This is a genomic window from Candidatus Stygibacter australis (genome assembly GCA_030765845.1).
In the GTDB taxonomy this organism is placed as follows: Bacteria; Cloacimonadota; Cloacimonadia; order Cloacimonadales; family TCS61; genus Stygibacter; species Stygibacter australis.
Genome location: JAVCDJ010000130.1, coordinates 1 through 21,498 on the forward strand (window position 1 = coordinate 1; position 21,498 = coordinate 21,498).

23 protein-coding genes, 1 tRNA gene and 1 rRNA gene are annotated in these 21,498 nt (G+C 34.8%); 9 read left to right on the top strand and 16 right to left on the bottom strand.

From position 1 onward, the window contains the following. Together rrf and RAO94_06575 are read left to right on the top strand one after the other, a co-directional pair. Positions 1-92, top strand: a 5S ribosomal RNA gene (rrf, locus tag RAO94_06570); the annotation flags it as partial. 38 nt (positions 93-130) lie between these two features. Continuing rightward, on the top strand, positions 131-1,828 hold the full coding sequence (locus tag RAO94_06575) for a hypothetical protein (GenBank protein ID MDP8321996.1): 1,698 nt from the start codon (positions 131-133) through the stop codon (positions 1,826-1,828). A gap of 197 nt (positions 1,829-2,025) precedes the next feature. Here RAO94_06575 and RAO94_06580 read toward each other — a convergent pair whose 3' ends face one another. From RAO94_06580 to bamA, 6 genes are all read right to left on the bottom strand, one after another. Next, the gene (locus RAO94_06580) at positions 2,026-3,273 is read right to left on the bottom strand and encodes a hypothetical protein (GenBank protein ID MDP8321997.1); all 1,248 of its coding nucleotides are present in this window, start codon (positions 3,271-3,273) and stop codon (positions 2,026-2,028) included. Next, positions 3,270-3,845, bottom strand: a complete 576-nt coding sequence (locus tag RAO94_06585; GenBank protein ID MDP8321998.1) for an outer membrane beta-barrel protein — start codon at positions 3,843-3,845, stop codon at positions 3,270-3,272. The genes RAO94_06580 and RAO94_06585 overlap by 4 nt, the downstream gene beginning before the upstream one ends. Beyond that, on the bottom strand, positions 3,842-5,197 hold the full coding sequence (locus tag RAO94_06590; protein MDP8321999.1) for an alpha/beta hydrolase: 1,356 nt from the start codon (positions 5,195-5,197) through the stop codon (positions 3,842-3,844). Before RAO94_06590 ends, RAO94_06585 begins: the two co-directional genes overlap by 4 nt. Positions 5,198-5,305: 108 nt before the next feature. Then, a complete protein-coding gene (locus RAO94_06595) occupies positions 5,306-5,737 on the bottom strand; it encodes a hypothetical protein (GenBank protein MDP8322000.1) in 432 nt (143 codons plus the stop codon). Beyond that, positions 5,715-5,987 carry a helix-turn-helix transcriptional regulator gene (locus RAO94_06600; GenBank protein ID MDP8322001.1) on the bottom strand — a complete coding sequence of 91 codons (273 nt, stop codon included), beginning with the start codon at positions 5,985-5,987 and terminating at the stop codon, positions 5,715-5,717. Before RAO94_06600 ends, RAO94_06595 begins: the two co-directional genes overlap by 23 nt. A gap of 192 nt (positions 5,988-6,179) precedes the next feature. Beyond that, on the bottom strand, positions 6,180-8,429 hold the full coding sequence (gene bamA / locus RAO94_06605; GenBank protein ID MDP8322002.1) for an outer membrane protein assembly factor BamA: 2,250 nt from the start codon (positions 8,427-8,429) through the stop codon (positions 6,180-6,182). Between the two features lie 184 nt (positions 8,430-8,613). Here bamA and RAO94_06610 point away from each other — a divergent pair. From RAO94_06610 to RAO94_06630, 5 genes are all read left to right on the top strand, one after another. Further along, positions 8,614-8,689 (top strand) — tRNA-Ala (locus tag RAO94_06610). 48 nt (positions 8,690-8,737) lie between these two features. After that, positions 8,738-9,295 carry a flavodoxin family protein gene (locus tag RAO94_06615; GenBank protein MDP8322003.1) on the top strand — a complete coding sequence of 186 codons (558 nt, stop codon included), beginning with the start codon at positions 8,738-8,740 and terminating at the stop codon, positions 9,293-9,295. A gap of 70 nt (positions 9,296-9,365) precedes the next feature. Continuing rightward, on the top strand, positions 9,366-10,715 hold the full coding sequence (locus tag RAO94_06620; GenBank protein MDP8322004.1) for a metallophosphoesterase: 1,350 nt from the start codon (positions 9,366-9,368) through the stop codon (positions 10,713-10,715). A 139-nt stretch (positions 10,716-10,854) separates the two neighbouring features. Beyond that, positions 10,855-11,223, top strand: coding sequence for an SgcJ/EcaC family oxidoreductase (locus RAO94_06625; GenBank protein MDP8322005.1), 369 nt, complete (start codon positions 10,855-10,857; stop codon positions 11,221-11,223). 50 nt (positions 11,224-11,273) lie between these two features. After that, a complete protein-coding gene (locus RAO94_06630) occupies positions 11,274-12,065 on the top strand; it encodes a hypothetical protein (protein MDP8322006.1) in 792 nt (263 codons plus the stop codon). A gap of 222 nt (positions 12,066-12,287) precedes the next feature. Here the strand turns inward: RAO94_06630 and RAO94_06635 are convergent, their stop codons facing one another. Both RAO94_06635 and RAO94_06640 read right to left on the bottom strand, forming a co-directional pair. After that, positions 12,288-13,064: a CFI-box-CTERM domain-containing protein gene (locus RAO94_06635; GenBank protein MDP8322007.1), complete on the bottom strand. Its 777-nt coding sequence runs from the start codon at positions 13,062-13,064 to the stop codon at positions 12,288-12,290. 24 nt (positions 13,065-13,088) lie between these two features. Beyond that, positions 13,089-13,643, bottom strand: coding sequence for a CFI-box-CTERM domain-containing protein (locus RAO94_06640; GenBank protein MDP8322008.1), 555 nt, complete (start codon positions 13,641-13,643; stop codon positions 13,089-13,091). Between the two features lie 528 nt (positions 13,644-14,171). Between RAO94_06640 and RAO94_06645 the strand changes: the two genes are divergently transcribed. Continuing rightward, the gene (locus tag RAO94_06645) at positions 14,172-14,666 is read left to right on the top strand and encodes a transposase (protein ID MDP8322009.1); all 495 of its coding nucleotides are present in this window, start codon (positions 14,172-14,174) and stop codon (positions 14,664-14,666) included. Here the strand turns inward: RAO94_06645 and RAO94_06650 are convergent. The 5 genes from RAO94_06650 to RAO94_06670 all read right to left on the bottom strand — a co-directional run bounded on the left by RAO94_06650 (position 14,634) and on the right by RAO94_06670 (position 17,976). Beyond that, positions 14,634-15,260 carry a hypothetical protein gene (locus RAO94_06650; GenBank protein ID MDP8322010.1) on the bottom strand — a complete coding sequence of 209 codons (627 nt, stop codon included), beginning with the start codon at positions 15,258-15,260 and terminating at the stop codon, positions 14,634-14,636. The two genes, RAO94_06645 and RAO94_06650, sit on opposite strands and share 33 nt — an antisense overlap. A gap of 55 nt (positions 15,261-15,315) precedes the next feature. Then, positions 15,316-16,419 (bottom strand): NlpC/P60 family protein, encoded by a 1,104-nt coding sequence (locus tag RAO94_06655; protein MDP8322011.1) that lies wholly within the window; start codon positions 16,417-16,419, stop codon positions 15,316-15,318. A gap of 155 nt (positions 16,420-16,574) precedes the next feature. Next, positions 16,575-17,060 (bottom strand): hypothetical protein, encoded by a 486-nt coding sequence (locus RAO94_06660; GenBank protein ID MDP8322012.1) that lies wholly within the window; start codon positions 17,058-17,060, stop codon positions 16,575-16,577. Positions 17,061-17,065: 5 nt separating this feature from the next. Then, positions 17,066-17,503: a helix-turn-helix transcriptional regulator gene (locus RAO94_06665; protein MDP8322013.1), complete on the bottom strand. Its 438-nt coding sequence runs from the start codon at positions 17,501-17,503 to the stop codon at positions 17,066-17,068. Further along, positions 17,500-17,976 carry a hypothetical protein gene (locus RAO94_06670; GenBank protein ID MDP8322014.1) on the bottom strand — a complete coding sequence of 159 codons (477 nt, stop codon included), beginning with the start codon at positions 17,974-17,976 and terminating at the stop codon, positions 17,500-17,502. The genes RAO94_06665 and RAO94_06670 overlap by 4 nt, the downstream gene beginning before the upstream one ends. 483 nt (positions 17,977-18,459) lie before the next feature. Here RAO94_06670 and RAO94_06675 point away from each other — a divergent pair, with 483 nt between their 5' ends. Continuing rightward, positions 18,460-19,017 carry a hypothetical protein gene (locus RAO94_06675; protein MDP8322015.1) on the top strand — a complete coding sequence of 186 codons (558 nt, stop codon included), beginning with the start codon at positions 18,460-18,462 and terminating at the stop codon, positions 19,015-19,017. Positions 19,018-19,285: 268 nt separating this feature from the next. On the opposite strand, the gene RAO94_06680 is transcribed toward RAO94_06675, so the two are convergent. From RAO94_06680 to RAO94_06690, 3 genes are all read right to left on the bottom strand, one after another. After that, positions 19,286-19,894: a YiiX family permuted papain-like enzyme gene (locus RAO94_06680; protein ID MDP8322016.1), complete on the bottom strand. Its 609-nt coding sequence runs from the start codon at positions 19,892-19,894 to the stop codon at positions 19,286-19,288. Positions 19,895-19,924: 30 nt separating this feature from the next. Then, positions 19,925-20,392: a hypothetical protein gene (locus RAO94_06685; protein MDP8322017.1), complete on the bottom strand. Its 468-nt coding sequence runs from the start codon at positions 20,390-20,392 to the stop codon at positions 19,925-19,927. Positions 20,393-20,467: 75 nt separating this feature from the next. Then, positions 20,468-20,845 carry a TerB family tellurite resistance protein gene (locus tag RAO94_06690; protein MDP8322018.1) on the bottom strand — a complete coding sequence of 126 codons (378 nt, stop codon included), beginning with the start codon at positions 20,843-20,845 and terminating at the stop codon, positions 20,468-20,470. Positions 20,846-21,498: the final 653 nt, after the last annotated feature.

The window sequence follows — 21,498 nt, forward strand, 5'->3', positions numbered from 1 at the left end:
CACCTGTTCCCATCCCGAACACAGTAGTTAAGTTCACCTGCGCCGATGGTACTGGTCTGGCGACGGATTGGGAGAGTAGGTCGCCGCCTTCTTGAAGCTCTCTATTTTTTAAATTTAAGAACGAGGATAAATGAGTTGGTTTGCCGGGGTATTTAATTCAAATCAATTGTCAGTAATAGATTATCAGATTAAATGTTTCTGTGACTATGAATTTGAATTCAGGACTAATAATTTACTCTTATGGAGTGACAAAAATAATACAAATATATCTCAAAACAGTGACCGGTTAAAAATATTATGCGGGATTGTCTTACAAAATACAAGTGATAATTGGAAAATGATTGAGACTGCCTGGTTGTCTGAATATGAATGTTCTTCTTGCTGCGGACATTATATTGGATTAGAATACACACCGAAGGGAATCACAATTTATAATGATAAATTTGGCTTAAGAGAGCTATATTATTTTCAGGATGATGAAACTGGCACTATTTATTTTTCTACTCGTATGGATATTCTATTGAATTGGCGAGATGATAATGTAATCGATTGGGAAGAGTTTGGCAGTTACTGGCTGAATAGAGATCCGCTTGGGAAAGGTTATTTTATCAAAGGTATCAAGAGATTAAATCAGGCTGGGAGAATACGAATATCAAATAATCAAATACACAAAACTAATGGTAAATGGACAGCTGAGCCTGAAGAGAAGTATAGTAATGAAAACTTAAATATAATAATTGATAATCTTGTAGAATTGCTTAAAGCACCTGACAATAGTGGATATCAGACAGAATTAGCACTTTCAGGTGGTTATGACTCCAGAAGTCTATTAGCAATTATGAAGCATACAGGGATAGATTTTGAAGCGATCACCTGGGGACGTGCTGATCACCCAGATGTTATATTAGCAAAGGAATTAGCAAAGATAACAGGGATTTGCCATAAGTGTATTTTCAATGATATTGTGGAAGATGATAATTCCTGGCAAAGGTTTTATGATTATTGTGGACGCACACAGTTAGTTGTGATGGGCACAGCAGTATTTGAGTTATACCATTATCATGAGATTGATAAAGCAAGGGTACTATTGGATGGCGGGAGTGGTGAATATATCAGAAGATGTTTAAATGCAAATCTTGAGTATCGAGGCAGACAGGCAATTATTGATAAAAATGCTGCGCAAATATTGAGATACATGCCCCGAGTACGGGTAGATATTTTTGGAGAAGAACAGCTGCAGTCTATGCGAGAGGGTTTACTTTCACGAGCAGAAAAAGCAGTTAGTGAAATGCCTGATGCGAGTAAGGTTGGAATAGGGAACTGGATAGAGACCTGGGATGTACGTCAAAGGGTGAGTAATATCAGCAGCAGATCACAACAGGTACTTGATGATATTATCAAAAATTATATGCCCTATATACAGCCCCAAATAATTGAGGCTGCAATGAAAATCCCTGCCAATATCCGGGCAAAGAATAAAATACTCGAAGAGATATTGATAAAATATGCAGCAGAATTAAGGAAATTGCCTACCATAAGAAATGGTTTAAGAATGAGGTATGGAATAGGTAGGATTGAAGGGAAATTACGAGCAGTACTGCAGAAGGAGATAAGTTATTCGAATGATACCAATAGAAGATTTTTAGTAAAATATAAAGATAGAATAAATGATATGGCAAGTGAATGTCAGAAGCTAAGTGATATTTATGAACCAGAGAAGGTAAATAATTTGATCAGAAGATATTATCAGGAAGGATCAGGAGAGAATGAAGTTATCTGGTGGTTAAGCTTCGAAGTATACCGTCAGCAATTTGGGATAAAAAAATAACCGGGAACGAGTCCCGGTTATTTTTTTATCCAATTTCTAAGATTTAGAATGTGGTGCCGAACTGGAAGTGTGGTTCCCAGGTACCATCAGCAAGATTATAGGCATAATCAAAACCGATCAAGCCAAAGGGGATGATTTGGTGATGGAATGTGAGAGCAGGTCAAAGCTTTCTTGAATCTTTCTGCCTTGATTTCTAATTACCAGTGATAAAAGTTTCTGACTTCACTTTCACTGATCATACCATTTTCACCAACTGCAACAATTTTCCAGAAATACATTGAATTATTATGCAAATTATTTACAGAAGTATTGAATTCTCGATCTGATTCAGGATATGGAGAATTGATAATATCATAACTACAGTTAAATAGCATTCCAGCAATAATGATCAGCAACAGTAAGAAAAATATAGGTTTCCTTTTTGATGTAAAACCAGCTAAAAGAATCATACCAGATAGAAATGGAAGCTTCTTTTTAATTGGAAATACATTTTCTGTATCATTAACAACAATTGATTGGTAATCTGCAAAGAATTCATCAAGTGAATATTGTAAAATGTAGTAATCACTATTTCCTTTCCAAGAGAAAGTAACTTCCTGACTTGATATAACAGAGTTCTTCTCTGGCGAAGTTAATTGCAGCTGACAAAATAAAGAAGGTAATTCATAATAATTTTCTCCTTTATTCAACTTTTCTGCTACATCGATGATGACGGTTTCTTCATAATTGTGAAAGTTGAAAACATACACCTTAAGATTGATCAAATCACAAACAGTAGAAAACAAAGTTGGAGTACATCCCGTTTGATGTGTGGCTTCAAGTATTTCCTTCATCAGCTCAATTGATGGATTTTTTGTGTTTGTAAAAAGATATTGTGCTATTTGATAACGATAGCAATTATCCCATTGAGAATTACTATTACAAAGATAAAAATTTGTCATTACCTGGAATTCTTCTTCTTTTTCCAGAAAAACAACATCATTTTCGCCATATTCAATAATAACCGAATTGCCATTTGTATCCGCCCACATTGAATGCCCGTTCCAGTGTCTTGTGAAATATGTGGAATACAAATCAATCACTTCATTGACATTAGTACATTCGGCAAGTGCTTTTTCGCATAATTCACCTTTTATCTCAGGCTTGTTGTACACATTGTAAATATCAAAGCGTTCAGGCAGAGATGCACCTTCATACCACAGCCCTTTCTCATTGATCCCACAAGCGTTCTGGAATCCCTGGCTAACTTGATAACCAAAATAAATAGTGCCGTATTTTGATTCTTTTGAAGGGATTACTTTAATTCGTGTGGCAATGTTATTCCAGTCTTTGTTTCCACCAGCGAGAACAATGGAATCATTTGCTACACTGATTACTGTGCATGCGTAAGCGAATGATATCAAGCAAAGAAAGAATCCAATTAATCCAAACTTACAGGTAGTCATAGATTCTCCTTCAAAAGTTTAATACCTATCTGCAGAGAAAGAGTCTGGTTATTTATACTATTGCCATCAATGCATATTATCCCTTGTTGAAATCTCAATTCCATAGAAAGATATCGGAATTCAAAACCAGTTGCAGCAAGAAGGCAAATATCGTAAAAGCCAATATTATCCAAAATTCCGGTATCATTTAAGGCAAGAGTATTAATTGCAAATGAAGAACCGCAGGAAATAGTGGGCGTTATGGCAGTTGAATTGAAGAATTTGTATTTGCAGGCAAAAGGTAATTCAAGATAAACAATGACATTATGTTGATCAATATCACCGATAGTGTTTACATAGCTACCTTTGGTTGTCAATAATAGTTCGGAATCAAAAGCAAAATGCTGGTTAATATCATAGGTGATGAAGCCACCGATTATAAAACCGGGTATATTGCTGACACCCTTACCGTAGATATCATTACCAGTGAAACGAGATGAATTGTAGCCAATTTTTAAACCTGTTGCATTAAAACTTAGAGCGGATAGAGAACAGATATTTAGCAATATGAAGATAATCAGAAACCGGTTCATAACTTCCTCTCGCTAATCCAGGATGTGATAAACTTGAGGAGTTCTACTGAAATACTTTCTTCTATTTTGCCATATTCCTCCGGTTTTCCAGTTACAGCATTTTGCATATAATGGTTAAGTCCAGGCATTTCAATGACTTTATAACCCCACTTACTTCCGCTTTCAAGTGCATCAATAACAGCTTGCAAGTTTCCTTCAGGGGGTACTTGCCAGTCTTTTTCTCCAAATAGAGCCAATACAGGGCATTTTACTTTTTGCAAAACAACTCCCGGATCAGATCTAATGCTGTATTTAAACCAGGGAGAAAGAAATCTTTGAATTGCAGCATCAATCTGGCTTGATGAAATTCGACTGTCAAAATTCTGGTATAGCGCTTTGATTTCCTTTTCAGCTTTTTCATCAGAGATGCTTTGTGATATTACAGAAATGACGGCACGCTGTAATTTCAATTTTCGTTCAATTTCCAGTTCAGAAGCTCCCATGGCTCTACTCATTGAAGCCTCAAATTGATAGTTATATTCATCTCCTTTAAGACCAGGGCTTGCCATTAGAATAATGAAGGCAATTTCAGGGTCATCGGCAGCCACTAAAGAAGCAATCAATCCACCTTCACTATGTCCCAGGAGTCCAATATTACTAATGTATTCCTTACTCTGCAAAAACTTTACAGCCGATTTTACATCAATAGCAAAATCAGCAGTTGTAGCGGTTTCTCTACCCTGAATCTCATCGTAGCGCAATACTGCAATTCCCTGGCGGGTCAAATAATCGGCAATAACAAAAAAGGGTTTATGCCCAAAAAATGTATTATCCCGATCATGGGTTCCTACTCCTGGAATTAGGATGACTGCAGAACAGCTTTTTATACTGTCCGGAATAGTGAGAGTGCCGGAAAAACTCAATCCATCATGCTCGAAGACAACTTCTTGAGAACTATATGGGAACGGAGGTTTTGGTGTTTGGGGTCTGTGGGGCAGGGCAATTTCATCAACCAATTGCAATGCAAGAGGCATTTTTCTTTTCATTTGTTCCCAATTACCTGTGATTTTATTTTCGCTATATACTGCGCTGAAATTAAGCTGCATTTCTGAGGATGAAAGTTCAATATTAGGAAAATTAATTTCAATCTTTACTTCCTGTTGCGATTCAGATTGGTCAGGGAAGACGATGTGAGCAATATTATCTTCATTGCTGCTGATAATGATGATGATCCTGAATTTAAAAGCCGGGAATTCAACAGCTCCTGACCAGATACCTGATAAATCAGTATCAATTTCTGAGTTTGCATAAAGTGAATTTGGCAAACATGACAAAAAAAGGACAAAAAAAAGTGCACAAATACATAGTTTCATTGTAACTCCTAAATTTAATATTAAAATGTTAAAAAAGATGGAGCAGGTCTTATACAAATAATCCAGAACTCGGAGGAAATGCTCATCTGATAAGACCTGCTTGAAAAATTATTCTGTTTCGATGATTACTTTCTGGTTCCAGGCGATTATTGCCGCTGGTAAACTGTGTGCCAGGTAAAGCAGAAATGCAGCCAGCACAACGTCAATTGGACCAAATCCAATAAAATTGAAAACATAGATCATCACCAGACATATGATAGTAAATATGGAATATGAAATCGTGGTTGCCTTGAAAACTAATTCTGTTTCTCGCTCATCTAAATCCTTATAAGCTGAATGGGTCAGCTTCCATAAATGCGATTTGCCAAAGGCTATATGGAAACTGAAAACTATTCCTGATAAAGGTAATAGGTTAGTGGAAAGATAGATCAGGGGAAATACTCCGGCTTTGACCAGGTAAAATATGCTCAAAAACAGGATAAAACTCAGGTAGTTTATCACCAGTGCCTTACGGCGTTCACTCTGCAATTCTTTCATCATTGCCTCCTTTTAAATTCTTTAATTCTACGCTTAATGGTTTCATCGGCTGAGTGGAAAAAATCATTTCAACCGGAAGATTGAAGTATTCACTTAGTTTAAAAGCCAGGTCAAGACTTGGGTTGTATTCTTCTCTTTCCAGATAGCCGATGGTTTGAAAATTAACACCAATACTGTCTGCGAGTTCTTTACGAGAGACATTTCTCTCGCTTCTGAGAACAGCGATTCGGTTAAAGATTTTTCTTGATTTCATAAACACCTCGTTTTTTACTCTGTGACAAAGCAATGCCACCCTATATATTATGTCAAGCATAATGTTGTAAAAATACAACAATAAGGTATAATCGGTATATGGAAACAATAATATTAGTGTGTGCTTATAATAATAATCAGCAAAAAAAATAGCCCGGAATTCCGGGCTATTTATTTATTTTATTCAATACAATTAGAATGTGGTACCGAACTGGAAGTGTGGTTCCCAGGTACCATCAGCAAGGTTTTTGGCATAATCAAAGCCGATCAAGCCAAAGGGACTGAATATTCTAATGCCAATTCCCGCACCTTTTTTTAAATCCCAAAGATTAAACTTATCAAAGCTGTTAAAACAATCTCCGGCATCTAAGAATGTAAGAAAAGCAACCTGATCAGTGACTATAGGAATAACATATTCAGTGGAAAACAACATTTCTCTTTCACCGCCATCATTATTACCAAATTCATCAGTCGGTCCCACAGACCTGTCAGTATATCCTCTTATTCCATCAGAACCGGTTCCACCAAGATAAAACCGTTCATCCGGTGGTACAGTATGACCATCGTAACCAGTCACGTAACCGAACCTCCACTTAGTACGCAAGCCAAAATTAAAGAAGGTGCGAACATACCAGTTTGCCTGAAAAATCTGCTTGATATAGCTATTATCTCCCTGTAGTGGTCCTCCTGCGACTTCAGTGAATAGTACAAGCTGGGAGCCAGAAGTGGGGAAGTAGATATTATTACGATTATCACGGCTCAAGGTTATTGAGATACCGGAATTATCTTTCCAACCGTCATCAACCAGATCCTGCAATTCATCAGAAACTTCATCATCATCAGTATCATCCAGGATAGTATATTTTTTTCGGTAATATGAATAACCAAAGGTTAATTTAGCGCGATTGACCAGGTTGATAGGGAATCCCACTTTGAGAGATCCACCGTGCTTTCTAAGTTCATAGGTATCATATTCCTTAGTAGCGAAATAGGCATTAAATCCGGTAAGGAAATTACTATCAAGGAAATAAGGATTTGTGAAGCTGAGATCAAGGTTTTGAGTAGAACCACCAAATTCCCAGGCAAGAGATACTTCCCAGGAATTTCCCAGTAGATTATTATGACTGAGTCCCAATTGACCAACAATGCCATCTTCACTATTTAAGGCTACTCCGCCGTTCGCGGTTCCTGAAATCTTATCATTAACATTGATCACCAGATCAATATCACCATTTCGATTTATGACCTTATAATCAGGATAGAGTTCAGGTTCAAAGAATCCGGTATTATATATATTAGAAAGAGATCTTCTTACGCGTGACTGCTGAAAGTAATCACCCGGGGCAAGAACGAGCTGACGACGGATTACTTTTTCCTTAGTACTGCGGTTTCCTCTGATATGAATTTTATGGATTTTTGCACGGGTATTCTCAATAATAGCAACCTTGAAATTAACTTCTTTCCCGTCCTTAATTTGCTGAGGAGTAATGCTTGAATAGATGTAGCCTTCTTCATAATACATACTGTTTACAGCAGACATCTGCTCTTCAAATTTTTCTTTATTAAAGACCTCATTATCCTTGAATTTGAAATTTGCTACCAGCTGTTCATCCGTAAAGACAGTATTTCCATTAAAACTCACCTTACCAAAGGTAAAGGAGTCCCCTTCGTAAAGGTAGATATTAATATAGAACCCATCTCCGCTGATTTCCTTTTTCTGGGAAATTATATGAGCATCGATGTATCCCTTCTTATTATAAAATTTTATGATCTTATCCAGGTCTTCCTGATACTTATCTTCTTCCAGCTTACCTGAGTGGAAGAAACCCGCTTTTTTGGTGCTCATTTTGGAACGCAGCTTCTTGTTGGAAATATCATGATTTCCATGTATAGTGATCTTACGGATCACGATTTTTTCACCTTCATCAATATCAATGATCAAATCCACATAATCATCAGTAAAATTCTCTTCAAAGTTTATTTGAGCGTAGTGATAACCTTTTGTCTGATATTCTGCCATTATTCTGTTTTTGATTTCTGGTACGATATAAGGAGCATAATAATTTCCGGTTTCCACAATAACCAATTCTTCAAGTTTACTATCCTTGATCTTTTTATTTCCCTTGAATTTAAGTCTTCTGATCACCGGAAATTCCTTAAGATGCACAGTTACTACTATTCCCTGCTTCATGATGGTGCTGGAAATGCTGACATCATCAAACACTTCAAGTTGATAGAGGTTGTGGATTGATTTAGAAGTATTATCTTGTGAGAGATAATCTCCGATATCAAATGCCAGAAGCGATTTGATCAGTTCTTTTTCGATACGATTATTACCTTCGATATTGATTTCGAGGATTTGTCCATAATCAGTTTCTGCTAACATCAGCAGGGGCAGCATAATGATCCCTAAAATGAGGATCATACGGTGTAATTTACTCATCTAACCTCCGAAGCTTATTCCTTTAGATAATACACTTTCCTGAACCACTGCAATTGAGTAAAGGTTTTTTTGCTGAAAAACTCCAATAAGTATCAGTATAAGGTGCTGATAATAGCGGAATATGGGATATTAAGAAAATTCTTGACCGAAAAAGAACTCTCCCCAAAGTGAATTTCAAATATGTGGGGCATTAGCTCAGCTGGGAGAGCGCTACACTGGCAGTGTAGAGGTCAGCGGTTCGAGCCCGCTATGCTCCACCACTTTTTTATATTTTAAATATTTTTAAGGTTTATATCAGGAGTTGTTTTATGAAAATACTGGCAATTTATGGAAGCCCTAATAAGCAAGGTAGTACAGCAACAATTGTGGATACAATACTATCTACAGTGGATGATAAGCACGAGATCGAAAGAATTTATCTTTATGATAGAGAATTTCATGACTGTATTGCCTGCAGTGATGCTGAAACTATTCACCGGGAAAAATTCTGTGTATTTGATGACTGGTTTCGGGAAGATATTATACCAAGTATCAATGCTGCAGATATTCTGATCATTAGTTCTCCAGTTTATATGGGACAGATAACCGGGAAACTGAAGACAATGTTTGATCGCTGGCATACATATATCACACCAGAATATTCCATCAGGATCCTGCCGGATAAGAAATATATCGCAGTAACAGCATCTGGAGCCCCGGAAGATGTTTTTAAGTATGTCTCAGACTATTTGGCTGGCTGGCTAAGTGATTTTTTCAAAATGGGAAAAATCGCAGCACTCCATGTTGGAGGCATGGTTGATAGCAATTCATTAAAACCTGATAATCCTGTTTTGCAGCAAGCTAAGGAAATAGGGAAAGGGATATAATCCCCAGAAGCTCAATTAACAAGATAGGTTAATTATAAAGGGCTGCAGAAATTGACCCAGGAATATAAGCATGTTGATAATACTCAGTGATTTGCACTTCAGTGATGGCACTACTTCAATAAATGTAGTACCGGAAGTGTTTACTAAGATCCTTTTCCCACAGATCAATTCCAAGCTTTCAGCAGATGCAAACAAAGACATCAACGAGATCCACCTTGTTTTGGCAGGAGATACTTTTGATATGGTCAGTACAGATAAATTTCTAATGATCCCTTATTCAAAACGACCCTGGAATGGCAATCTGGATCCCGATTACGCTGTGAATCCTGATCATGATGTAGTAAATGAATATGTAAAAGTATTAGAAGACATTATTGCAAAACCCGGCTGCAAAGCTTTTATAGAAGAATTTCTTAAACTCAATAACATTCATAAAATACCTTTCAAGATAACCTATATCGCTGGAAATCATGATCGCACTATAAACTTTTATGCAGAACTAAGGCAAATAGTCAGAAAGCTATTTCCGGGAATTCACCTTGATTTTGCTAATAATCTGTGTTCAGAGAAATATTCAACTATCTGCCGGCACGGTAATGAATGGGATAAAATATGTTTCGGTTATGAGTTTGCCAAAAAAGTGCTTCATAAGACCTATGAAAGCAGATTTCATTCAGAATATTACAAAGTCCAGAGTATTGGTGAAATTGTTACAGCAGAATTAATGGGTGGAATTATTTACAGACTAAATTATAAACATCACTGGAAAGGCGTTCATGATGACCTTATTGATAGCATCAAGGAAATCAATAATGTTCGACCAGCACCTTTTGCTCTCGACTGGCTGATTTGGTCATTATCCGATAAATTCAGCCAGAAACTAAAAGATGATATATCAAATGCTATTTATGATTCGCTGGAAGCATTTCTAAATACGTCACTAGCTAAATTATGGGATAGACAAAGCCCTGATCTAATTATCAGTGGTGACATTGTTGACAAGCTTCAATTATTAAAAAATTTCCTTAAGAAGGATAGCTTTGATTCAATAATCAAAGCTCTTGGACTGATCAGATTTATTGATAAACTCCCGGAATTCAAAGATGAAAGTTTTCTGGAAGGGGCAATAGAAGATTTTAAAGAAAATCCTGATATTCAATTTGTAGTCTACGGACACACTCACTATTCCAAAGAAGCAGTTATCACAGCTGAAAAAGATCAACCAGCAAAAAGATATATCAATACCGGGGCCTATCTTCCGCTTATTCAGAAAGCAAGATTAAATGGTTATGGAATCGCAAAAAGAATGACTATAACCTTTATTTATGATAAAAGTGAAGACAACAGAAATAATAACAAACACAAGGACACTGTATCTCTCGAATTCTGGAATGGCTTAAAACAAAAGGATTACATTTAATATAAATCTATACACCACTCACTGATTCAATGATGACACAATTGCAATTAATTTTCGGGGGGATGCGTGAATAGGGCAAAAGTATTTGACATAGAATTGTGTGATAAATTGTTTTACAAAAAATATTAAGGAATGTAATATGAATAAGAATGAAGTTTTATCATTATTTGAAGAGTGGAATAATGCTTTGAAGACCGGAGATCCGGAAAATGTGGCAAATCTCTATGCACCAGGTGCAATATTGCTGCCAACCATGTCAAACAAGGTAAGGCATAATCATGATGAGATCAAGGACTATTTTGTCCATTTTGTAGTTAATAAACCAGTGGGTGAGATATTGGAATCAAACATCAGGGATTATGGTCAACTTGTGATCAACTCTGGTATTTATCAATTTACTTTCCGGGATGGATCGGCTGTAAAAGCAAGGTTCACTTACGCTTACACCAAGACTAATGACCGCTGGATGATCATTGAGCATCACTCATCGCAAATGCCGGAGACTTGACAAATTTTATAATATAATCAATTATTGAAGAGACTCGAAGAGGAGGAAAAATGAAGAAGAAATATGCTATTGCATACTTAATATTCCAGTTTTTCTTTGTGGTTGCATATTGTCAGGCAACATTCAATTCCGAGACAGCAATTAAAAAATCCAATGATATTGTAAATGAGCATTGGCAATCATACCAGGATAGCGTCAGTAGATATTACGGTAGGTACTGGTTAGATAATTATGCTAAACATCAATATATCGGGAATACTTCATTTCACGATGATTATCTGCAGGGGCTGAAAAAAAATAATATAGAGAACATTCGCATGGATTGCACAATATATTGTGCTCGAGTGCTGAAAGCAGGTATGGGTGCAGCAGAATATTCAAAGCTGATACAGTATCATAAAGGAATCTGGAATAGTAAAGGTTTGGCAGGTTGGAGTGTGGGTTATCTTCTGGTGGATCGTTTCGGCTGGAAAGGGTATGCCTTTATAGAACCGAATGCAAATCTCCACTCTCACTATATCAGTTACTTCAAGAATAGTAATGAGTATCCGGTATTCAAACAGCCGAACATCAGAATTGAAGAATATTATGTTTTAGGTAGGGACAATGATAAAATTGAAAATCTGCTGAAAAAATATAATTTCAGTTGGGGTTTCAGTCAAGACGGTATTCACACTTGGATAACGCATTATACTGATTTATTGGAATGTCACTGGGATGGAGTGCCAGCAGCTAAATACAATTTAAACAACAGATTTTCAGATTTATTCGAAACCACAAAATTTATTGAATTCAAAGATTATGATGTTCATATTATCGTGGTTCCCCCTGAAGATAATTAAGGATCGAAAAATAAGTTAACAGCGAATTTATATTATAGTTCAAGAACTTAAGAAATGATCCTTGATCAAGTTTTCCAGATATCTGGCAATCTCTTTTGAAATTTCCAGGTCTTTCATTTTTTTTAGTTCAGCTTTATCATTACCTTGTTTATTATACCACCCAGATTTGTCGTCATTACCGATTTCTTTTTGGGGGCGTGAAGCTGTTTGTTAGTGGCTTCGCTATTGATGTCTATTTTTTATTTTCACATAAATCTTATCTAAAACTGATTGTGATATTTGTTTTAGAGTAGTATTATGTCTAACAATACCTGAAAGGTGAGGACTTATCAAATAGTAAACTTTAATAAAAAATCTACCAAATATTTTTTTTGAAAGAAAATCGTCTCTGAATTTTCTAAATTCAATTACTTTGGGGTGATTGTAATCACCATAGGTCGCAGTTGCAATGAAACAGCCATCGCCAGCAGATGGTTTTATTTCAGACAGTTGACTATCTTCTCCAGAAATTTCATATTTAGCTTGAGGTTTGATAGCAGTATGGAGATAACTAGTTTTATCATATTGAATCTCATAATTATAGACATTTTTTAAAACTTCAAGAGCATCATATCCGCTTGCCTTTTCTTCAATAAAATTACCTAGTAAATCAAATTTACCAACTTTTGAAAGAGGTTCCAGCATCAAATCATTTCCTTCAATATATTGAAGAGCGGAACACACCATATTAAAATCTTTATTTGATGTTAATGACGCTCTAATTGTTTTTATTAATTTATTATTTCCTGTTTCAAAAGCAATAATAAATACATTTTCACTTCCACTTAATGTAGCCTGAGAATCGCCATGATAGAATTTTTCCAAATTACAAAAAAGACCTATATGAACAGATTTCCAAAATATTTCCCATGCAGTATAACCATAACAATGATTTTCATTATGTTTATTTAATTTATCAATATCAAATCTGATACCAATAGGATTATTAAAAAAGAACATTTAACCTCCAGATAGCAACATTATTTATTTTTTACAATAGATATTCAAGAAATTTGTAAGAAAATCTCTTAGCTTGTTTATGCTTTTTATGAAATCTACAATACTAGGGCTTATCTTATAATATAATTTAACAAATAATTTTTCGAGATAGTTACTATAAAGAACTTTATCTCTGAATTCTCTATATTCGACAACTGAGGAATGATTGTAACTACCATAAGTGGGAGTAGCAATACTACCAATCTTATCTTCTTGTTTGATATCTTCTTCTCGTTCTTGGGGTTGTAAATGACCAATTAATTTATGCATAAATTCTTGTGGGGAAGTTTCACGACTCTCTGTCCAAGATAACAGGTTGATGCTGCCAAATCCTACAGTTCCTTCTCTTTTATAGAAATCATCACATTTGATTTTAATTTTTTTGTATTCATCATCTGGAATTATTCCCCTATGATAAGCCTCAATAATCATCATTTTAGTTTTTACCATTTGCTCTGTTGAAAATGAAATTTTCAGTTTCTTCTCAATTTTATCGATATACACTTCTTTTGGATATATAAAATCCTCCTTTTTATCCATTTCTTGATTATTATTTTTGCCACTAATGTGTATATGCCACGCCAGCTTATTTACTGTATATAACCTACTAAAGTTATGGTAAATTACTGTGCAATAACTCCAAATCGAGTAGTTATTGTACAGTCCTCAATCATCCAAGTCCAAATCATCTATTGGGCTCTTGGTATTCGAAATTCTAAATTTAATCCCTCGATTCAAGATACAATCCCAAAACCAATCTTTTCTGTAATTCCTGTCAATTTATTTTTCCCTTTAAAGCAATTTTATGTAAGAGCTGATCTACCTTTGGCAATATCTGAATTTCTTGAATTACATAATCTGTAGTGAAATGTAAACTGAGAATTATACGATTGAAAATCCGCTAATCTATCTTTTCTAAGCTATTCTGGAAGTGAAAAGAATTCCAGGTTAGCCAATTTTGATGAAATCGCAAAATCTATTGTCCATAAAATGCATAGTATAGTATATAATATAGAATGTTCTTAACACAATATTAGTATAATTTAAATATATACTATATAGGATGGTATGATGGTAAAGATAAAAAATAAAGATCAGTTAGAAATCGTTGGAGTAGAAAATTGGCGTAATGGTTACTCACTAAAGAAGATAGCGCGATTGGAAAAATCATGGGCTTTAGTCTTTCGTGAATATATTCTACCTTACCTTCCCGTGAAGTTCATAAAGAAATTTTACTTTTATAAGACAGGTAGAAATTCCAAAGAACTTTATTCTACGATTGGAGCAGCCATTCTTCAGCAGTTTTTTGATTTATCAGACGCAGAAACAGTAGAAAAGTTAGCTTTCGATCAGCAATGGCACGTTGCTTTAGATTGTTTTGACGATGAAGATCAAGTTATGTGCGAGAGAACACTTTTTAGCATGCATACCCATATATCAGAAGAAAATCTGGCTGATAAGATATTTGCTCTTGCAACCGATGTGATGGTCGAAGCCTTACAAATAGATGTCAGTAAACAAAGACTTGATTCAGTTCATGTAAATTCCAATATGGCATGCTAAATTAGCATCTGTATCAAATTGACTAAAAAGGTATAAAGCATCATGCAAGGCTGATTGATAATTAGTTTTTATAAAGTCAGCTTCGTCATATGGTAAATCAGACGAATTATAAATCCCATTACCATCTACCTGCATCATATTTAATCCTGTTTCAGCTAATTCCCTACTCATAATAATTCTTGAATAAATCAGGTTACCGTAAGGACCAAATTGCTTGATGGCATCGTCGATAATTTCAAGAGCCTTAAATCTATGTCCATTTCTAAATAAACAATAAGCATAAATGTCTGTGATTTCTGGATGGGCTTCCTGATTTCTATACAAATCTTCCACAGTTGCTAAGGCTCTGGTACTATTATTCATAGTTATTTCATCATAGGCAGAATCTATAATTTGCACGATTTCTGGATCCAATTCCATCACAGGCATTTGTTCCATTTCCTCATAGTCAAAGAAAATTCTGGTAAATTGTTTTGGGGTTTCAGGTGCTTTTTCATTATCCGATTTATCAGGATCTTTTATTACCTCGTTAGTGGCGCAGGAAGCAAAAAATATTACACTGACCAAGATAAATAATTTAATAAAACTGTTCATATCTCCTCCTCTTAATTTCATTTAATATAGTTTATATGCACATATTTGCCTGTAATTAATTTTCAATATGCCGATAAATTATCAAATCACCAAAATCAGGAATTTCACTAATGCTTTCAATTTTGGGTTCGGCATAAAGCGTGTGGATAACCAGATCATATTGATTAAAAAGACCATCCCCTTTCCCACAATAAGAGCTTCCTGGATCACTTTTGTCTTCGTAATACAATCCAACATGAACAGTGTCCCAATATACAAAATCACCTGGGTGGATTCCATTTTCACCAACTATAATTACGTCATTTTGTGCATCCAAATAATTACCGTTTTGCTCTGTTGCCTGTCTGGCAATAATTTTTGTTTTAGTAAGGTTTTTTATACTGTCATAAGCAAGTTGATATCCTGACATCTGATAAGCAGCAACAGCAAAATCAGCGCAGTCAGCACCTATAAATAACTCAGTTTGATGATTATCCAAATCATTTCCAGTAAAGCTTGCGCTGCCCCAAATATATGGCAGATTACACATAGCAAGGGCACAATTGATAACTTCGCAGTCAGTATTACCTTTCAAGCTGATGCGATGCACTTTGTTGCTAATTGAGCCCTTATATTTAGAGTCTTTCCCTGGTGTCGAAAAAGTATCACCATCAATATTGAGTACAGCTTTATAACGCATTGTCCCCGTCACTTTGCCATTACAAAATACCGGTTTGAAAACAGTGGGAGTCACATCGGCTGTAACGATAAACTGATTTCGCCATTCAACAATTTCTGTTTCTTTGTAGGGGATATTCTCCCAATGCCAGGATGGCGTAGTATTACTATAGTAATCACCGTTTGCTTCCTCAATTTTATACCATTTTATTGATGATTCACCAGCTTCATCCCAATGTACAGTTTCGTTGCCAGATATTCCAGAATCTACAATCGATATATTGTCAACAGGAGAGTAATTGATAATATTATTTTGTAGTTTTTGATTGAAAACAATGCTCAATTTGATATCATCATCGATGGATGCGATTTTAGAGTCAATAGTATAAGCGCTGTTATTGATACTGGAAATTATTTGTATGGTCCCAGTATCAGAAAATAGAAAGCTTGAAAAAGCAAAAATGACAAATAAGACTATTATATTTATCTTTTTAGTAATCATATTATCTTAACACCTCTTTCACTTTACTGTATAAAGTAATTCAGAATTAAACATATCAGCCGGGGAGATAACTGCCATATCCATGGGTAATCCCTCGGGGTAGCGTTTTTTAATACTTTTTGAAAATGTATCAAATTGAAAATCTGCAAATTAAATTAATATTCAACTGTTTTTGTTTTGTTTTTGGCAATCTCTTTATCAAGTTCTTTCTTAAGCAATTCCAATTTTTTTGATACCAATTCCTGCATATCAAAGGAGGGTAATATATATGTGCCATAGGGACAATTATAAGTTAATGTTTTAAGATATGATCTGGAATACGAGATTACCATAGCAAGTGCTGAATTCTCTAAACCATTGGAAGAGGGGGCAGACTTCCTATCTTGAATATAAAAATACCCATGAATTAGACAAGAGATTTTATATCCTTTTCGTTTTCTGGGTGGTGAAATACTAAGTTTCAGGCATAATCTGAAAAAATCATCATTCTTATTATTGTATTGTTTATCAAAGTCAACTTTAATAATACTATCTTCCAGGATTACTCGATCATCATCACTGTTGGCAATTGTCTTAACAGAATGCTCCAGTGATTTAATTTCAATTAATTTTAACGGGGACTCAGTCACTTTTATCATCATAACTCCTATGCCGCTTTGGGCTTTGAGTCAGGACTATCCTTTTTTATATCAGCAATTGACTCTGTTAACTTTGTGATTTCATCCTTAAGTTGCTTCTTCAATGTTTCTCCTGCTTCCAAAGCACATGGATTATATTCAACTTCACTTGAAGACAGCATAATTATATTACTTTCCGAAATTAATGCAAGCGAAATATCAATATTTAATATTCTTTCAATTTTGGCAATGTGCTTCAAATTAAGAAGTTTATTACCATTGAAGACGTTACTTAAAAAAGAAGGATGAACAGCCATTTTCTCTGATAATTCTTTTTGATTAATACCGATAATTCTCATTCTATCTTTTACGTCTTCAAGAAATTGTAATTGAATACCAAAAGCACTGACTTCATCTACTATTTCATCGTTAAACCCGCTGATAAATTCTCTAAATTCCTGCTTCATATTTTCCTCCTGGGACGTTTTTTCAATTCTATTTCTAAAATGTCCTGGATATATTTTTCTTTGGCAATGTTACCAATAATTTTTCGTTCTTGAGCCTGGTTTTTTTCCCCTTGTTTTACATGTACGCGACTCATCACGATGTGATATTTACCATTAATTTTATGCTCCTGGCAATAAATCCGCAAATTCCCGAATATTGCAGCATTTCCTAGAAACTTCATTGCTACAACCTGATTTGGAGCTCCATCATTCTCTTCCCTATACATTTCTTTTTTGTACTGGTTTTCCTTCCTTTCATAAAGAAATAGCAATATCTTGATAAAATGAACCACTCTTTGATCATTTTTCCTGATTGCTGAAAGAATTTCTTTCTTTCTTCTGCTATCCCAATAAAGAAGAAACTTAGCTTTAATTACTTCACTAGCGTTGAATTTTGGACTAATTTCCTGATAATTAACTTCTTCAATCAGCATATTCACTCTATATGTCAATAAATTTACCTATAGGTAAATTTGTCAATCTTTTTTCTAGATGATTTCTTTCGAATTCTTGTAATTTAGACAATTTATTTTTTTTCATAATTAATCCCTTTTTCTCTGAATATATGAAATTTACATTACATGATATTATAAAAAGACCATAGCTTATGCAAATTTAACAGTAACACATCTATCACTAATCATTATATAAACAATGAATACTTAACTTTCATCTCACCCCAATTGCTATTTAATTCAATACTTTGTCAAGTAGAAATAGATTTTATTAACTAACCAAATATAATAATCTGTATTGAACATAGGATTGAATATATGTATTTCAGTGAATTGATTATTAGCAAAGATTCAGGTATTATTATCAGTTAGGCAAATAATCATAAATTCCTTGACAAGATCAATAATGAAGTCATTTATTTACAAGAAATTAAAGGTTGGAAAAATGTTAAGGAGATTATCATGGATAAACGCTTCTGTAGAATAGTGATTTTCTGCTTTTTAGCTATATTTATCAGTTTAGCAATATATGCCGATACAGCAGTTATTGAGCAAAGTGCAAGCATGGAAGAAATTTTAAAGGAAATTCGCAATATCCAGCAGGTTGACACAAATGCAGCTATAATTCCGGATACGGTAAGTGATGAATATCTTATAAAACTGGGTAAAGCAATCGTGGCTCATATTTATTCTGACACTCAGGAGCAAGTTAAGCTGGAAAACAAGCTGGCAAGCGAAGGATCTGAGCAGCAGCAAGACATGTATAAATTATCAGGTTATAGATACATAGAAAGCGGATTTGATTTAGAAATTAACAAAGAAATGCTTGATTCCTGGATTCAGGGCAAAGGTGCTGTGATAGTTGATGATTTTAACACTGATAAAAATGATGATGATTACAACCCAGCATACGGTGAGGCTTTAATTATCCTTGCTCTATTTATTATTATAATTATTATCTATATTTTTAATAAAATCAAAAAAAAGAAGTCAACCTCTGAAGATACTTCCTCAATTTGATTTAATTGTAACCTAACTCGGCTAAACCGAAAACAAAAATAAAGATTTTTCAAACACAGAGGACACTGAGAAATGTAATGTGAAGACTTTTTTAGGCAACGAACAAGACGAACAAAACAATCTTACTAAAGCAAATAATGAAAGAATTATTAACCAAGGAAGATACAGTTTTTTTGCGTATCCAGACCATCCCTGGTCTGATTTAACTAAATCGGGTAGTAAATTTGTCAATTGACCTGTCGCCAGGAGTCTTGTCGAATCGCTCAGGTTAGTTATGGATTACGGTATAAAGCAATTCTGAATTATACATATCAGCCGGGGAAATTACAGACATATCCAAGGGTACTCCCTGTGGGTAGCGTTTTTTCATGAGCTTCTGTACTTCAGGAGATGACAGATCGAAATCTGCCATGGTTTTAAGTTCCCCAATATCAATACCTAAAGCTCGATGATAAATTTTCCAGACCAGTTCGGAGCAGTAAATACTTTCATCTGACCAGTCGAAGTAAATGTCATAAGGTTTATTCAGAAACTGGTCTCCGGATTCTTTCATTTTCAGTAAATTATCTTCGGTCAGCACATTTTTCCAGTTTTTAAGTCGCTTCACAACGTAATGATGATCTTCTCCTCTGGCAATCCACTCTTTAAATGGGGTTGTTTTTACTGGACCGACAGCTTCATAAACATATATCTTACCTTCCAGTATATAGATAATCCCCATGTGACTGTATTGTGAATGAGTTGCCTTTTGGATAGCCAGGCTCTGACTGGATTTTGAGACCTGAAAGATGATATCCCCGTTGTGGAGCATATCTTGCTGGCATGAGCAGATCAAAATCACACATACCAGCAATATTGCTACAGTAAATTTCTTAATAATTTTCTTTCCTTTGCTATTTATACAGGTCTATAGACTAAAATTAAAGAATGGAAAGATCTTCAGGAAGCCATTTTCATTGTAATTGATCATCCCTAACTGCAAATTCTGACCACCTCCAGTGATAATATTCAAAAATCCTATCTGCAAACCAACCATATCCTCTCTAACATAATTAACAGTACTTAATTGTGCTCCCGTCATGCTGCCAGATGCTGATAAAACTTCGCCAAACTGGATTCCAACAGAATTTCCCTCATTGAAATTGATCGTATTGAACTGGATACCAGTAAAGTCTTTATTCACCTGGCTGAAAAACCCGATGTCCAGGCCGGTGAAATTATCGGTTGAACTATTTACCAGATTCAATTTAAATCCTTCCACGGGAGTGCTTGCAGGATGAAGCTGCAAGGTATTGATCACACCCACCTGGAAAACTTCCTCAGCAAAAAGACTTGTGAATAAAAATAAAACGCAGAAAAATATTAGCTTTTTCATAATAACTCCTTTTTTAATATAAAATTTATCAATCCATATCTGGTCAAGAATTTTCAAAGTGAGTTGAGAATTCTTCTAATACAGATGATTGGCTTTAATGAACTCGTCAATATCGACATTCCAGACTCTGCCCAGGATATTGAACAGCCTGATCTCTTCGGTAGCAATTTTCCCGTCAGATATCACTATCTTAAAGGCAAATTTTAGTAATTCGATTCTTTCTTCTTCAGAAGAGCTGCCTTTATATTCCAGAGCAGTTTCTTCCAATTTCAATTTAATCTCTTCTTCACTCAAAAAAAGCAATGAACCGGTTAACTGATGATGATCAAAGTCAATCTTATCCTCATTTTCTTCGAGATATTTTATGATCAGATCAAGCTCAGAGGAACTTACTTCTCCATCACAAGATGAAAGAAGATAAAGCATCGTAAATGCACTTTTTACATTATCCATGGGTACTCCTTTTTTTTTAACCAGACGTAGGCAATCAATCTGCTCAGATCCGGTAATTCTAAATTCTCTATTATTCCAGAACAAACTAACTGAGAATCAGCAGTATGAATTACATTCAGAAAATTAAACTTACTCTATTTTTAGTCAATTAAAACTTAGATATAAGTTACTTAACCTAAATATTACCTCTAAAAACAAATTTTAGGAGCTAAATAGGAGCATATAGGCATAAAAGCGATATCTGGTTCAGGGAAAAGAAATATAATTATTTCGATATCAACTAAAACATAATTAATCAGTCAATACGTTATTATCATAAGAGATTTTGACAGGATTTAAGGTGGAACAACAAAGCACATAGTGACGTTTTAATGTTAGATTGTGCTAAGTTGTTCTGGTTTAGGGGTGGGAAATAGTTGTTAAATAGTTTTATAATAAATGATTATAGGTAGAAAGTACCTGAAATTTAGGTGAAAAACGGGTTTGGGTTGAGAAATGGTGATAAATGGAGATATTTAATAATTTTTGAGTGGGAACAGTTGTATTGATTATGGTGATTGTTGAAAATGTGAAAGATGGGTGATGATGTATAAATGAGATAGCTGGATATTTGCATTGCTAACTGGTTTATTTGTTGTGATTTATAAACAACT

What these genes read in the sequence shown, in the direction of transcription:
- RAO94_06575 (MDP8321996.1), top strand. Translation starts at nt 131, where the DNA reads ATGAGTTGGTTTGCCGGGGTATTTAATTCAAATCAATTGTCAGTAATA.
- RAO94_06580 (MDP8321997.1), bottom strand. Translation starts at nt 3,273, where the DNA reads ATGACTACCTGTAAGTTTGGATTAATTGGATTCTTTCTTTGCTTGATA.
- RAO94_06585 (MDP8321998.1), bottom strand. Translation starts at nt 3,845, where the DNA reads ATGAACCGGTTTCTGATTATCTTCATATTGCTAAATATCTGTTCTCTA.
- RAO94_06590 (MDP8321999.1), bottom strand. Translation starts at nt 5,197, where the DNA reads ATGAAACTATGTATTTGTGCACTTTTTTTTGTCCTTTTTTTGTCATGT.
- RAO94_06595 (MDP8322000.1), bottom strand. Translation starts at nt 5,737, where the DNA reads ATGATGAAAGAATTGCAGAGTGAACGCCGTAAGGCACTGGTGATAAAC.
- RAO94_06600 (MDP8322001.1), bottom strand. Translation starts at nt 5,987, where the DNA reads ATGAAATCAAGAAAAATCTTTAACCGAATCGCTGTTCTCAGAAGCGAG.
- bamA (MDP8322002.1), bottom strand. Translation starts at nt 8,429, where the DNA reads ATGAGTAAATTACACCGTATGATCCTCATTTTAGGGATCATTATGCTG.
- RAO94_06615 (MDP8322003.1), top strand. Translation starts at nt 8,738, where the DNA reads ATGAAAATACTGGCAATTTATGGAAGCCCTAATAAGCAAGGTAGTACA.
- RAO94_06620 (MDP8322004.1), top strand. Translation starts at nt 9,366, where the DNA reads ATGTTGATAATACTCAGTGATTTGCACTTCAGTGATGGCACTACTTCA.
- RAO94_06625 (MDP8322005.1), top strand. Translation starts at nt 10,855, where the DNA reads ATGAATAAGAATGAAGTTTTATCATTATTTGAAGAGTGGAATAATGCT.
- RAO94_06630 (MDP8322006.1), top strand. Translation starts at nt 11,274, where the DNA reads ATGAAGAAGAAATATGCTATTGCATACTTAATATTCCAGTTTTTCTTT.
- RAO94_06635 (MDP8322007.1), bottom strand. Translation starts at nt 13,064, where the DNA reads ATGTTCTTTTTTAATAATCCTATTGGTATCAGATTTGATATTGATAAA.
- RAO94_06640 (MDP8322008.1), bottom strand. Translation starts at nt 13,643, where the DNA reads ATGGATAAAAAGGAGGATTTTATATATCCAAAAGAAGTGTATATCGAT.
- RAO94_06645 (MDP8322009.1), top strand. Translation starts at nt 14,172, where the DNA reads ATGATGGTAAAGATAAAAAATAAAGATCAGTTAGAAATCGTTGGAGTA.
- RAO94_06650 (MDP8322010.1), bottom strand. Translation starts at nt 15,260, where the DNA reads ATGAACAGTTTTATTAAATTATTTATCTTGGTCAGTGTAATATTTTTT.
- RAO94_06655 (MDP8322011.1), bottom strand. Translation starts at nt 16,419, where the DNA reads ATGATTACTAAAAAGATAAATATAATAGTCTTATTTGTCATTTTTGCT.
- RAO94_06660 (MDP8322012.1), bottom strand. Translation starts at nt 17,060, where the DNA reads ATGATGATAAAAGTGACTGAGTCCCCGTTAAAATTAATTGAAATTAAA.
- RAO94_06665 (MDP8322013.1), bottom strand. Translation starts at nt 17,503, where the DNA reads ATGAAGCAGGAATTTAGAGAATTTATCAGCGGGTTTAACGATGAAATA.
- RAO94_06670 (MDP8322014.1), bottom strand. Translation starts at nt 17,976, where the DNA reads ATGCTGATTGAAGAAGTTAATTATCAGGAAATTAGTCCAAAATTCAAC.
- RAO94_06675 (MDP8322015.1), top strand. Translation starts at nt 18,460, where the DNA reads ATGGATAAACGCTTCTGTAGAATAGTGATTTTCTGCTTTTTAGCTATA.
- RAO94_06685 (MDP8322017.1), bottom strand. Translation starts at nt 20,392, where the DNA reads ATGAAAAAGCTAATATTTTTCTGCGTTTTATTTTTATTCACAAGTCTT.
- RAO94_06690 (MDP8322018.1), bottom strand. Translation starts at nt 20,845, where the DNA reads ATGGATAATGTAAAAAGTGCATTTACGATGCTTTATCTTCTTTCATCT.